Raw genomic sequence first — 12,182 nt, forward strand, 5'->3', positions numbered from 1 at the left:
AGGTCGGAGGGGGTGTCATCCCGTCAGTCGGTACCTCGTGCCGAACGGGTGAGCGGCCCGGGCGGCGGGGCTGCGCGGTGCGCCGCTCCCGGGGCGGCGGGGCCGTGACGCATGCGGTCCCGGTGCGGGCGGGCGCCCCACGGGGAGCGGCGGCCCGCACGAGGACCGCGACGGCATACGGGGCCCGCGGCGGCATACGGGGCCCGAGGCGGTCGGGCTCAGTCGTCGTCGCGCGAGGAGCCCTCCAGGAGGGCCGCCGCCGCGAGCCACCCCCGGACGTCCGCCGCGAGGTCACGGGTGCCGACCTCGTGGTGGGCGGCCACGTACCGCAGGGCGGGCGGCCTCCGGTCCCAGTACTTCGACGTGCCGGCGAGCTTCCGGAGGAAGATCTCGCTGCCCACCGCGTTGGTGTGGAAGGTCAGCTCCAGCTTCCCCGGGCGGTCCTCGCCGGGCTCCGGATGGACGAGCTGGAAGCCCTGCCACGCGTAGAGGTGCCTCTCGACGTCGGGGATCGTCGACCCGTACACCGGCGCGCCCCCGAACGTGTACCCCTCCGCGCCGAACGCGTCGAGCACCGCCTCGTGCAGCGGCAGTGCCTCGACCCGCACCGGGTCCATGTCCGTCTGCGCCTTCGCGCCCGCCGCCTCGACCTCCGTGCTGACGCCGATGAGGACCCCGAGGTCCTGTCCCCGGAGGTCGTTCACCGGGGTCTCCCAGTTGAGCCGGCAGGAGAGCGGGACCCGCTTCTCCTGGCCCTTCCTCAGCTTGAACCAGCCGGAGGCGTCGGGGTGTCCGATGGTGTCGCCGCGCTCCTCGCCGTCCCCGTCGCCCTTGTGGAAGAGCGGCGCGTTCGCGACCAGCCGGAGCCGTATGGACTCGATCTCCAGGTCTCGCTCGGGTGCCCGGACCACCACCTCGCCGCGCAGCATGCCGCCCGGCCGCACCGGACCGGGCTCGATGACCGTGTCCACTTCGAGCGGGATGCCGCCCCCGAAAAGCCTCTTGAGAACCATGGCCGCAGGTTAGCCGCCGGATCCGCCGCCGTCCGCGGAAACGATCTTCTCGCCGGGTGCGTCCGCGTACGCGCCGAGGACCCGCTCCATCAGCTCCCCGTCCACCGGGTACGCGATCCTGTCGACGCCCGTCACCGGCGCGATCGTGCGCGAGTTCGCGGTGAACGCGGACCGGAAGGAGGGCAGTTCGTCCAGCGCGACCGCGCGGTGGACCGACGGGAGCCGGGGCGCCAGCAGTGCCATGGTGATCCCGGTCAGGTGCGGGGCCGTCGGCCACACCAGCGAAGTCCCGTCCCAGAAGGCGACGTTGGAGACGGCGCCCTCCGCCACCTCGCCCGCCGGCGAGGTCAGCAGCGCCCCGTCGAAGCCCGCCCGGCGGGCCGCGTCGCCGTGGTACATCTGCCCGAAGCCGCCCACGTGCTTGAGGTGCGCCGCAGGCCGCAGATAGTCGACGGACCGCAGCCGCTGCGGCGCGCCCAGGCCGTCCGGGGCCGCCTCCCGGACGACGACCGTCACCAGGAACCCGGGCCCGTCCTCGTACACGTACACCCGCGCCGAGGAGTCCCTCCGTCCCGACGCCCGGACGGCCCGCCCGAGCAGCTCCCGGACCCGCTCCCCGGGCAGCGGCGCGCCGAACAGCTCGCGGGTGGCCCGGTCGAGGCGGTCGAGGTGCAGTCCGAGGCCCTTCACCCGCCCGTCCCGCACCTGCATCGCGGTGAAGTGCCCGTACCCGCCCATCACGGCGCCGAGCACCCCCGGATCGGCGGCCGGGACCCCGTCGATCTCGATGTACGCGGGGGCGGGGCCGGAGCCGGGCGGGGGAGAGGTCGTCATGCCCTCACCGTAGCCCCGGAGGCGACCCCGACGACGACCCGGAGGCGGCCCCGGAGGCGGCCCCGGAGACGGCCCCGGCGACGGCCCCGGCGGACCCCGGAGAATCAGCGCTTGACCTCAACCAAGCTTGAGGTACCACGATCCTCGACATGGACATCACGAACCCCTCCGCCCAGCCCGCCGCCGCCCCCCTCACCCTCGCCCTCGTCGTCGCCAGCGACCGCCAGGGCCGTTTCGCCCCCGTCATCGCCGACTGGTTCCGCACCCGCGTCGCCGAGCGCCCCGACTTCACCCTCACCGTCCTCGACCTCGCCGAGACGAAGCTCCCCACCTCCCTCTCCTACGAGCCCGACCCCGCCGTCAGCGCCGAACTCGCCCGGATCACCCCCGTCCTGGAGGCCGCCGACGCCTACGTCGTCCTCACCCCCGAGTACAACCACTCCTTCCCCGCCGCCCTGAAGAACCTCATCGACCGCCACTACACCGAATGGCGCGCCAAGCCCGTCGGCTTCGTCTCCTACGGCGGCATCTCCGGAGGCATCCGCGCCGTCGAGCAACTCCGCCAGATCTACGCCGAGATGCACGCCGTCACCGTCCGCGACGGCGTCGTCCTGCCCAACGCCCACGGACAGTTCGACGAGGACGGCCGGTTCAAGGACCCGACCGGACCCGACAACGGCGCCAAGCTCATGCTCGACCAGCTCGCCTGGTGGGGACGCGCCCTCAAGGAAGCCAAGTCCGTCCGCCCGTACGCCGCCTGAGAGGCCGTCATGATCCTGCTGCGACTTCTCGCCGGACGGCTCCGCCCGCACCGCGCCCGGCTCGGCTTACTCGTCCTCCTCCAGCTCCTCCAGAGCCTCGCCTCCCTCACCCTGCCCGCCCTCAACGCCGGCGTCATCGACGAGGGCGTCCTGCGCGGCGACACCGGCCGCATCCTCTCCGGCGGCGCCGTCATGGCCGGAATCACCCTCCTCCAGGCCGCGGCGGCCGCCGCCGTCACCTTCACCGGCGCCCGGATCGCCCTGGCCGTCGCCCGCGACCTGCGCTCCGAGGTCTTCCGCCGGATCCAGGAGTTCTCCGCCCTGGAACGCGGCCGCTTCGGCACCGCCTCCCTCATCACCCGCGCCACCAACGACGTCCAGCAGGTGCAGACCTTCGCCGTCCTCGCCCTCACCATGCTGGTCGCCGCCCCGCTGCTGTGCGTCGGCGGACTCGCCATGGCCCTGCGCCAGGACGTGCCGCTCGCCCTCGTGCTGCTGCTCTTCGTCCCCGTGATGACCCTCGCCGTCGGTGCCGTCGTGATCCGCATGCGGCCCCTCTTCCGGGGCATGCAGGAGCACCTCGACCGGGTCACCCGCGTCCTGCGCGAGCAGATCACCGGCGTCCGGGTCGTCCGCGCCTTCGTCCGCGACGGCCACGAGCGCACCCGCTTCGCCGCCGCCAACGGAGCCCTCCTCGACACCGGCCTGCGGGCCGGCCGGCTCCAGGCCGTCATGTTCCCCGTCGTCCTGCTGGTCTGGGAGACCACCACCATCGTCCTCATCTGGGCCGGTGCCCACCGGATCGACTCCGGGGCCGTCCAGGCGGGCGCGCTCGTCGCCTTCCTCGGCTACCTCCTCCAGACCGCCATGTCCGTGATGATGGCGCTCTTCCTCCTCATGCACCTGCCCCGGGCCGAGGCCGGCGCCGCCCGCGTCCGCGAACTCCTCGACACCACCCCCTCCCTCACCCCGCCCGCCGACCCCGTCCGCGCCCTCCCCGGAGGCGGCTCCGGCCGACTCGCCCTGGAGGACGTCACCTTCCGCTACCCCGGCGCCGAGGAACCCGTCCTCAGCGGCATCACCCTGCGCGCCGCCCCCGGCGAGACCACCGCGATCATCGGCTCCACCGGCAGCGGCAAGTCCACCCTCCTCGGTCTGGTGCCCCGGCTCCTCGACCCCACCGCCGGACGGGTCCTCCTCGACGGCACCGACGTCCGCGCCCTCGACCCCGAGACCACCGCGGCCACCGTCGGGCTCGTCCCCCAGAAGCCGTACCTCTTCGCCGGCACCGTCGCCTCCAACCTGCGGTACGGAAAGCCCGGGGCCACCGACGAGGAGCTGTGGCACGCCCTGGAGACCGCCCAGGCGGCCGACTTCGTCCGGGCACTCGACGAGGGGCTCGACGCGCCCGTCACCCAGGGCGGCGCCAACCTCTCCGGCGGCCAGCGGCAGCGGCTCGCCATCGCCCGCGTCCTCGTCGCCCGCCCCCGCCTCTACCTCTTCGACGACTCCTTCTCCGCCCTCGACAACGCCACCGACGCCCGGCTGCGCGCCGCCCTGCGCCGCGAGACCGCCGACGCCGCCGTCCTCCTCGTCGCCCAGCGGGTCGCCACCATCCGCCACGCCGACCGGATCGTCGTCCTCGACCGGGGCCGCGCCGTCGGCACCGGCACCCACGAGGAACTCCTCGCGACCAACCCCACCTACCGGGAGATCGTCCGCTCCCAGCCGACCGAGGAGGCCGCCGCGTGAGCACCGCGACCCCGCCCCGCCCCACCACACGCACCGCCCCCACCCCCGCTCCCGCCCCCACCGCACCCGCCCGCCGCGGCCCCGCCCCCCAGCCGGGCGGTGGCCCCGGCGCCCCCGGCACCCCCTCCCTGGAGCGCTCCCTCCACTTCCGTGCCTCCGCCGTCCGCCTGCTGCGCACCCTCGCCCCCGACCGGGCCCGGCTCGCCGCCGCCCTCGCCGCGGGCGCCGCCGCCGTCTCCCTCACCGTCCTCGTCCCGCTCCTCCTCGGCCGCGCCACCGACCTCGTCCTCACCGGCGCCGCGGGCCCGCACGGCGTCGACTTCACCGCCCTCGCCCGGCAGCTCGCCCTCGCCGCCACCGCCGTCGCCGCCGCCTCCCTGCTCACCTGGGTCCAGCAGCGGCTCGTCACCGACGTCGTCCAGCGGGCCGGCCACCGGCTGCGCGAGCGGACCCAGCACAAGCTCGCCCGGCTGCCCCTCGGCTACCTCGACGGACAGCCGCGCGGCGAGGTCCTCTCCCGCGCCACCAACGACGTCGACAACGTCACCCAGACCCTCCAGCAGGCGCTCAGCCAGATGATGCGGGCCGTGCTCACCCTCCTCGGGGTGCTCGCGATGATGCTCTGGATCTCCCCGGTGCTCGCCCTCGTCGCCCTCGGCACCGTCCCCGTCTCGCTGGGCGTCGCCGCCCTCGTCGCCCGCCGCGCCCAGCCCCAGTTCGTCCGGCAGTGGGCGGTCACCGGCAAGCTCGGCAGCCACACCGAGGAGACCATCACCGGCCACACCGAGGTCGTCGCCTTCGGCCGCCGCGAGGAGGCCGTGCGCCGCTTCGACGAGCTCGGCGAGGAGCTGTACCGGGCGGGGCTGCGCGCCCAGGTCGTCTCCGGACTCGTCCAGCCCGCCGTCACCCTCGTCGGCAACCTCACCTACGTCCTCATCGCCGTCCTCGGCGGCCTGAAGGTGGCGAGCGGCACCCTCACCGTCGGCGACGTCCAGGCCTTCGTCCAGTACTCCTACGAGTTCAACGGCCCGGTCAACCAGGTCGCCGCCATGGCCGGCCTCCTCCAGTCCGGGATCGCCTCCGCCGAGCGGGTCTTCGACCTCCTCGACGCCGAGGAGGAGCCCCCCGGGCCCGCCGCCCCCGAGAAGCCCGCCGAGCTGCGCGGCCGGGTCGTCTTCGAGCACGTCTCCTTCCGCTACGAGCCCGGCCGGCCGCTCGTCGAGGACCTCTCCCTCACCGTCGAACCCGGCCGCACGGTCGCCCTCGTCGGCCCCACCGGCGCCGGCAAGACCACCCTGGTCAACCTGCTGCTCCGGTTCCACGAGCCCACCGGCGGCCGGATCCTCCTCGACGGCGTCGACACCGCGCGGATGGACCGGGAGGAGCTGCGCTCCGGCATCGGCATGGTCCTCCAGGACACCTGGCTCTTCGGCGGCACCATCGCCGAGAACATCGCCTACGGAGTGCCCGGCGAGGTCTCCCGCGAGCGGATCACCGCCGCCGCCGAGGCCGTCCACGCCGACCGGTTCATCCGCACCCTCCCCGACGGCTACGACACCGTCCTCGACGAGGACGGCGGCGGCCTCAGCGCCGGCGAGCGACAGCTCGTCACCCTGGCCCGCGCCTTCCTCTCCGAGCCGGTCATCCTCGTCCTCGACGAGGCCACCAGCTCCGTCGACACCCGCACCGAACTCCACGTCCAGCGGGCCATGTCCGCCCTCAGGGCCGGCCGCACCAGCTTCGTCGTCGCGCACCGGCTCTCCACGATCCGGGACGCCGACACCATCGTCGTCATGGACGGCGGCTCCATCGCCGAGCACGGCACCCACGAGGAGCTGCTCGCCCGGGGCGGCGCGTACGCCCGGCTGCACGCGGCACAGTTCGCCCCTACGGTGGAGACGTGATCGTCACCGTCCGCACCACCACCGACGCGCGCGCCAAGGCCGAGGCCCTGGCGCGCGGCGCCGTCGAGGCCAGGCTCGCCGCGTGCGCGCAGATCTCGGGTCCCGTGACCTCCGTCTACCACTGGCGGGGCGCGATCGAGACCACCGAGGAGTGGGAGGTGGTCCTCAAGACCACCGAGGCCCGCTACCAGGCCCTCGAAGCGCACCTGATCGCGGCCCACGACTACGAGACGCCGGAGATCCTCGCCACCCGGGTGACGCGGGTCGCGGAGGCGTACGCCCGCTGGGTCGAGAAGGAGACCGAGGACGCCGTCGAGCCCGAAGCCCTCGCGTACGAGGAGCGCCCGTTCTTCGTGTACGGGACGCTGCGCCCGGGCGGGTACAACCACGACCGGTTCCTCGCCGGCCGGATCGGCGACGAGGCGGCCGCCGTGCTGCCCGGCGCGGTCCTGCACGACGGGCCCGGCTATCCGTACGTCGTCCCGGCGAAGGGGAGCGAGGTGGTCGGCACCCTCCTCACGCCCTCGTCCGGCGACTACGGCGATCTGTTCGGCCTGCTCGACCGGCTGGAGCTGCCCGCCGGTTACGAGCGGGCGGCCATGGACGTCGTACGGACCGGGGACGGGGTCCGGCTGTCCGCCTGGGTGTATCTGGCGGCACCGGACGCGCCGCTCGGCCCGGTCATCGAGAGCGGCGACTGGTTCAGCCGGCGCCCCGCTCCAGACGGACCGCGCACACCTTGAACTCGGGCATCCGGGAGACCGGGTCGAGCGCCGGGTTCACCAGCGCGTTCGCCCTGCCCTCCCCGTACCAGTGGAACGGCATGAAGACGGTGTCCGGGCGGATCCCCCCGGTGATCCGGGCCGGCGCCACCGCCCGCCCGCGCCGGGAGACCACCGTCACCGGCTCGCCCTCCGCGACCCCGAGCCGCTGCGCGAGCCGCGGGTGCAGCTCCACGAACGGGCCGGGCGCGGCGGCGTTCAGCTCCGCCACCCGCCGGGTCTGGGCCCCGGACTGGTACTGGGAGACGACCCGTCCGGTGGTGAGCACCACCGGGTACTCGGCGTCGGTCTCCTCGGCGGCCGGCCGGTGCGTCACCGGGACGAAGCGGGCCCGCCCGTCGGCGGTGGCGAACCGGTCGAGGAAGAGCCGGGGGGTGCCCGGGTGGCCGTCCTCGCCGGGACCGGTCTCGGGGCACGGCCAGAAGACGCCCTCCTCCTCCTCGATCCGCCGGTAGCTGATGCCGGAGTAGTCGGCGGGACCGCCCGCGGAGGCGCGGCGCAGCTCGTCGAAGACCTCCTCGGGGTCGGTGGGGAAGCCCTTCTCCCAGCCGAGGAGACCGGCGAGCGCGTGCATCACCTCCAGGTCGGTGCGGACGCCGGGCGGCGGGGTGAGGGCGCGGCGGCGCAGCAGCACCCGCCCCTCCAGGTTGGTCATGGTGCCGGTCTCCTCGGCCCACTGGGTCACCGGCAGGACGACGTCGGCGAGGGCGGCGGTCTCGGAGAGGACGACGTCGGCGACGGCGAGGAAGTCGAGCGAGCGCAGCCGGTCCTCGACGTGGGACGCGTGCGGCGCGGAGACGACCGGGTTGGAGCCCATCAGCAGCAGGGACCTCACCTCGCCGCCGAGCGCGTCGAGGAGTTCGTAGGCGCTGCGGCCCGGTCCGGGCAGGGTCTCGGGGGCGACGCCCCAGACGCCGGCGACGTGGGCGCGGGCGGCGGGATCGTCGAGCTTGCGGTAGCCGGGCAGCTGGTCGGCCTTCTGGCCGTGCTCGCGGCCGCCCTGGCCGTTGCCCTGGCCGGTGAGGCAGCCGTAGCCGGAGAGCGGCCGGCCGGCCCGCCCGGTGGCGAGGCAGAGGTTGATCCAGGCGCCGACGGTGTCGGTGCCCTTGGACTGCTGCTCGGGGCCGCGGGCGGTGAGCACCATGGAGCTCTCGGCGTCGCAGAACATCGCGACGGCCTCGCGCAGGGCGGGCACGGGGACGCCGGTGATCCGCTCGACGTGCTCGGGCCAGTGGGCCATGGCGCCGGCCCGGGCGGCCTCCCAGCCGGAGGTGCGCTCCGCGACGAACTCCTCGTCGACGCGGCCCTCGGCGACCACGAGGTGGAGCAGGCCGAGGGCGAGCGCCAGGTCGGTGCCGGGGCGGGGGGCGAGGTGGAGGTCGGCCTGCTCGGCGGTGCGGGTGCGGCGCGGGTCGACGACGATCAGCCTGCCGCCGTTCTCCTTCAGTTCGGTGAGGTAGCGCAGCGCCGGGGGCATGGTCTCGGCCAGGTTGGAGCCGACGAGGATCACGCAGCCGGTCCGCGGGATGTCCTCCAGCGGGAAGGGCAGCCCCCGGTCGAGGCCGAAGGCCCGCTGGTGGGCGGCGGCCGCGGAGGACATGCAGAAGCGCCCGTTGTAGTCGATCTGCGAGGTGGCGAGGACGAGCCGGGCGAACTTGCCGAGCGTGTACGCCTTCTCGTTGGTGAGTCCGCCGCCGCCGAAGACCCCCACGGCGTCGGGGCCGTGGTCGGCGCGGGTCCGGCGCAGCCCGTCGGCGACGGCGGAGAGGGCCTCCTCCCAGGAGGCGGGTTCGAGCACCCCGGTGTCAGGGCGGCGGACCAGGGGCTCGGTGAGCCTGACCCGGGAGGAGAGTACGAAGGGGGCGGTGCGGCCCTTGCCGCACAGCGCGCCCCGGTTGACGGGGAAGTCGGTCCGCTCGACCACCTCGGCGGGCAGCTCCGCCGTGCCGGTGGGGCGGAGCTTCATGCCGCACTGCAGGGCGCAGTAGGGGCAGTGGGTGGGGACCGCGGTGGCGTCGGACATGTCGCCCAGCGTGCGTCGTGCGTGTTACGGGCGGCGGCGTCCCGTATTACGGGCGCGGTGCTCTCCGCTCAGGTCAGCGCCCGGCGGCGGGTGAGGCCAGCGCCTCGGTGACGCCGGGCTCGCGCGGGCCGAGGAAGTGCGGGTCGGGGCGGACGGCGGCGTCGAGGGCGGCCTTCCCGGCGGCGAAGAGCTCCCGGGTGGTGCCGTAGTACCAGGTGGTGTCGTGCGGTTCGGCGACCCCGACGCCGTACGAGGCCACCCCGGCCCGCTCGCAGAGGGCGACGGCCCGCTTGATGTGGAAGTCCTGGGTGACGAGGACGGCCCGCTCGACGCCGAAGACCTTCCGGGCCCGGACGCAGCTGTCCCAGGTGTCGAAGCCGGCGTGGTCGCTGACGACCTGCGAGTCGGGGACGCCGCGGGCGGCGAGGTAGGCGCGCATGGCGCCCGGTTCGTCGTACTCGGTCCGGCTGTTGTCGCCGGTGACGAGGAGGACCTTCACCTTGCCGGTCCGGTACAGCTCGGCGGCGGTGTCGAGCCGGTGGGCGAGGTACGGCGTGGGGCGCCCCTTCCACAGGCCGGCGCCGAAGACCACGGCGACGTCCCGGGCCGGCACGTCCGCGGTCGTGCGCAGCTTGCCCGCGGCGGCGGTGTGCATCCAGGTCGCGGGGGCGAGGGCGAGGACCGCGGCCGCCATCACGGCCTGGACGGCGTGGCGGCGGGCCCGGACGGTGCGGGGGAACCGGACCTGCATCGGCTGTGCCTCCAGGGGAAGGGGACGGGCTGTCACCCCGTCCGACGCGCTGTCGCCCCCTTCGGTTCGGCCGCCGGCCGATCCGTGCCGTACAGCACACTCGCCAGGCCCATGCCGAGCAGCATCCCGAGGAGCTGGGCGGCGGCGTAGGCGGGCACCGAGGCGGGGGCGATGCCGGTGAAGGAGTCGGTGAGGGAGCGGCCGACGGTGGCCGCCGGGTTGGCGAAGGAGCCGGAGGAGGTGAACCAGATCGCCGCGCCGATGTAGCCGGCGACCGCGACCGGGGCGAGCTGGGGGCGGCCGATGTGCCTCAGGCCCTGGACGACGAGGACGAGCCCGGCGGTGGCGACCGCCTCGCCGAGCAGCAGGTGGAGCGCGGCGCGCGGCTCGGTGGACCAGGAGCCGGGCGCGCGGCCGAACATCGCCTCGGCGAGCAGGGCGCCGGTGACGGCGCCGGCGACCTGGGCGGTGACATAGGCCAGGACCTCGCGGCCGCCGTCCCGCTCGCGGCGGCGCGACCACCACTCGGAGAGGGTGACGACGGGGTTGAAGTGGGCGCCGGAGAGCGGTCCGAGGAGCGCGATCAGCAGCCCGAGGCCGAGGGCGGAGGCGGTGGCGTTGGCGAGCAGCCGGACCCCGATGTCCTGGCTGAGGGAGTCGGCTCGGATGCCGGAGCCGACGATCACGGCGACGAGGGCGGCGGTGCCGGTGAACTCGGCGGTGACGCGCCGGGGGAGCGACGCGGGGGACATTCTCATAATGGAAAAGATATTCCGTGATTCGGAACGAAAAAAGGGGGGAGGAGAGGGGTGCGCGTTCCGTACGATCCGGCGGTGATCACCGACCTCGCCCTCCGCCGCGCGGACGCCTCCGACGCCACCGCCGTCGCCGACGTCTGGCTGCGCTCGTACACCGCCGCCCTCCCCGACGTCCGCAGGGCGCACACCGACGAAGAAGTCCGCTCCTGGCTCCGGCACGTGGTCGTGCCGCACCAGGAGACCTGGGTGGCGACCACGGGCGGGGAGGTGGTCGCGATGATGGTGCTCGACGGCGAGGACCTGGACCAGCTCTACGTCGACCCGCCCTGGCGCGGCCACGGCATCGGCGACCGCCTCGTGGACCTCGCCAAGCGGCGCAGCCCGACCGGTCTCGAACTGTGGACCTTCCAGGTCAACGCCCCGGCGCGGCGCTTCTACGAACGGCACGGCTTCACCGCCGCCGAGCACACCGACGGCGGGCGCAACGAGGAGCGGGAGCCCGACGTCCGCTACGTGTGGCGCCCGGCGGGCTGAGCCGCCCCCGGGCCCTGACACCCGGCCCCACGCGCGCGTGAGCCCGGCGAAACACCCGCGTGCGGTCACCGCGCCCTCCTGGAAAAGAGCCGTGACCGGCGCGCAACGGGGAGGCAACGTGCCGGCGCCAGGATCGGTCCATGACGGAGCCGGACAGCACGTTCGCGGACGCCGCCGCCCTGCTGGGGCGGATCGCGCGGCAGCTCGGACTCCAGCTCCGCCGGGTGCGTCCGTTCGACGCCCCGGCGGGGAAGCCCGAGCAGGAGGTACGCCGCCCATGCAGTCGTCCGCACAGCCCCCCGGCCGCCGCCCCGCCCCCGCCCTCGTGGCCGTCGGGCACGGCAGCAGGGACCCCCGCGCGCGTGCCACCCTCGCCCGCCTCCTCACCCGGGTCCGCGAGCTCCGCCCCGGGCTCGACGTCCGCCTCGCCCACATCGAGCTGAACGCGCCGCTCCTCGACGACACCCTCGCGGCGCTCGCCGACGAGGGCCGCGAGGCCGTCCTCGTACCCCTCCTCCTGGCCCCCGGCCACCACGTCACCCACGACCTGCCCGCCGCCCTCGCCGCCGTCCCCGGCCTGCGTGCCCGCGCCGCCGAACCGCTCGGCCCGCACCCCCTCCTCGTCGAGGCCCTCGCCGACCGGCTCGCCGAGGCCGGCTGGACCCCCGCCGACTCCGCCTCCGCCGCCACCGGCGTCGTCCTCGCCTCCGCCGGCTCCCGCGACCCCCGCTCCGCCGCCACCCTCCGCCGGATCGGCGCCGCCCTCGGCGAACGCCTCGGCGGGGTCCCCGTCGTCGCCGCCTACGCCTCCGCCGCCGCCCCCACCGTCCCCGAGGCCGTCGCCGCCCTCACCGCCCGCGGCCGCCACCGGGTCGCCGTCGCCTCCTGCTTCACCGCCCCCGGCCTCTTCGCCGCCCGCGCCGCCGCCCACGCCCCCTGGATCGCCGCCGACCCGCTCGGCGCCCACCCCGCCCTCGCCCGCCTCGTCCTGCATCGCTACGACGGCGCCGCCCGCGCCCGCACCCTCCACCCCGCCACCCCCGCGCGGGAACTCGCGGCCATCTGAACCC

General features: G+C 75.1%; 11 protein-coding genes. 6 read left to right on the forward strand and 5 right to left on the reverse strand.

All coding sequences use genetic code 11. The features are described 5' to 3' along the window. Positions 1-218 precede the first annotated feature (218 nt). Positions 219-1,013, reverse strand: coding sequence for a sporulation protein (locus ACFYT9_RS02275; protein ID WP_389160400.1), 795 nt, complete (start codon positions 1,011-1,013; stop codon positions 219-221). Positions 1,014-1,022: 9 nt separating this feature from the next. After that, positions 1,023-1,847 carry an aminotransferase class IV gene (locus ACFYT9_RS02280; protein ID WP_389160402.1) on the reverse strand — a complete coding sequence of 275 codons (825 nt, stop codon included), beginning with the start codon at positions 1,845-1,847 and terminating at the stop codon, positions 1,023-1,025. Positions 1,848-1,996: 149 nt separating this feature from the next. Between ACFYT9_RS02280 and ACFYT9_RS02285 the strand changes: the two genes are divergently transcribed. Genes ACFYT9_RS02285 through cutA form a run of 4 tightly spaced genes read left to right on the forward strand, consistent with a single transcriptional unit; the run spans position 1,997 to position 7,007 of the window. Further along, positions 1,997-2,608 carry an NADPH-dependent FMN reductase gene (locus tag ACFYT9_RS02285; RefSeq protein WP_389160404.1) on the forward strand — a complete coding sequence of 204 codons (612 nt, stop codon included), beginning with the start codon at positions 1,997-1,999 and terminating at the stop codon, positions 2,606-2,608. 12 nt (positions 2,609-2,620) lie between these two features. Further along, on the forward strand, positions 2,621-4,360 hold the full coding sequence (locus ACFYT9_RS02290) for an ABC transporter ATP-binding protein (protein WP_389160615.1): 1,740 nt from the start codon (positions 2,621-2,623) through the stop codon (positions 4,358-4,360). After that, on the forward strand, positions 4,357-6,264 hold the full coding sequence (locus tag ACFYT9_RS02295; RefSeq protein ID WP_389160406.1) for an ABC transporter ATP-binding protein: 1,908 nt from the start codon (positions 4,357-4,359) through the stop codon (positions 6,262-6,264). Before ACFYT9_RS02290 ends, ACFYT9_RS02295 begins: the two co-directional genes overlap by 4 nt. Then, the gene (cutA, locus tag ACFYT9_RS02300; RefSeq protein ID WP_376595205.1) at positions 6,261-7,007 is read left to right on the forward strand and encodes a divalent cation tolerance protein CutA; all 747 of its coding nucleotides are present in this window, start codon (positions 6,261-6,263) and stop codon (positions 7,005-7,007) included. Before ACFYT9_RS02295 ends, cutA begins: the two co-directional genes overlap by 4 nt. On the opposite strand, the gene ACFYT9_RS02305 is transcribed toward cutA, so the two are convergent. The 3 genes from ACFYT9_RS02305 to ACFYT9_RS02315 form a co-directional block, all read right to left on the reverse strand. Next, positions 6,967-9,069, reverse strand: coding sequence for a molybdopterin oxidoreductase family protein (locus ACFYT9_RS02305; RefSeq protein ID WP_389160409.1), 2,103 nt, complete (start codon positions 9,067-9,069; stop codon positions 6,967-6,969). The two genes, cutA and ACFYT9_RS02305, sit on opposite strands and share 41 nt — an antisense overlap. A gap of 73 nt (positions 9,070-9,142) precedes the next feature. Continuing rightward, a complete protein-coding gene (locus tag ACFYT9_RS02310; RefSeq protein WP_376595203.1) occupies positions 9,143-9,820 on the reverse strand; it encodes a vancomycin high temperature exclusion protein in 678 nt (225 codons plus the stop codon). A 32-nt stretch (positions 9,821-9,852) separates the two neighbouring features. Then, entirely contained in the window at positions 9,853-10,578 is a 726-nt protein-coding gene (locus tag ACFYT9_RS02315; protein ID WP_376595202.1) for an aquaporin, read from the reverse strand. Positions 10,579-10,656: 78 nt separating this feature from the next. On the opposite strand from ACFYT9_RS02315, the gene ACFYT9_RS02320 reads away from it, so the two are divergent. After that, positions 10,657-11,112 (forward strand): GNAT family N-acetyltransferase, encoded by a 456-nt coding sequence (locus tag ACFYT9_RS02320; RefSeq protein ID WP_387274679.1) that lies wholly within the window; start codon positions 10,657-10,659, stop codon positions 11,110-11,112. A gap of 277 nt (positions 11,113-11,389) precedes the next feature. Then, on the forward strand, positions 11,390-12,178 hold the full coding sequence (locus ACFYT9_RS02325) for a sirohydrochlorin chelatase (RefSeq protein ID WP_389160412.1): 789 nt from the start codon (positions 11,390-11,392) through the stop codon (positions 12,176-12,178). Positions 12,179-12,182: the final 4 nt, after the last annotated feature.

Source organism: Streptomyces sp. NPDC004435 (assembly GCF_042873895.1).
In the GTDB taxonomy this organism is placed as follows: Bacteria; Actinomycetota; Actinomycetes; order Streptomycetales; family Streptomycetaceae; genus Streptomyces.

Excerpts from the sequence above, each read along its gene's own strand:
- ACFYT9_RS02275 (WP_389160400.1), bottom strand. The coding sequence starts at position 1,013 with ATGGTTCTCAAGAGGCTTTTCGGGGGCGGCATCCCGCTCGAAGTGGAC.
- ACFYT9_RS02280 (WP_389160402.1), bottom strand. The coding sequence starts at position 1,847 with ATGACGACCTCTCCCCCGCCCGGCTCCGGCCCCGCCCCCGCGTACATC.
- ACFYT9_RS02285 (WP_389160404.1), top strand. The coding sequence starts at position 1,997 with ATGGACATCACGAACCCCTCCGCCCAGCCCGCCGCCGCCCCCCTCACC.
- ACFYT9_RS02305 (WP_389160409.1), bottom strand. The coding sequence starts at position 9,069 with ATGTCCGACGCCACCGCGGTCCCCACCCACTGCCCCTACTGCGCCCTG.
- ACFYT9_RS02310 (WP_376595203.1), bottom strand. The coding sequence starts at position 9,820 with ATGCAGGTCCGGTTCCCCCGCACCGTCCGGGCCCGCCGCCACGCCGTC.
- ACFYT9_RS02315 (WP_376595202.1), bottom strand. The coding sequence starts at position 10,578 with ATGAGAATGTCCCCCGCGTCGCTCCCCCGGCGCGTCACCGCCGAGTTC.
- ACFYT9_RS02325 (WP_389160412.1), top strand. The coding sequence starts at position 11,390 with ATGCAGTCGTCCGCACAGCCCCCCGGCCGCCGCCCCGCCCCCGCCCTC.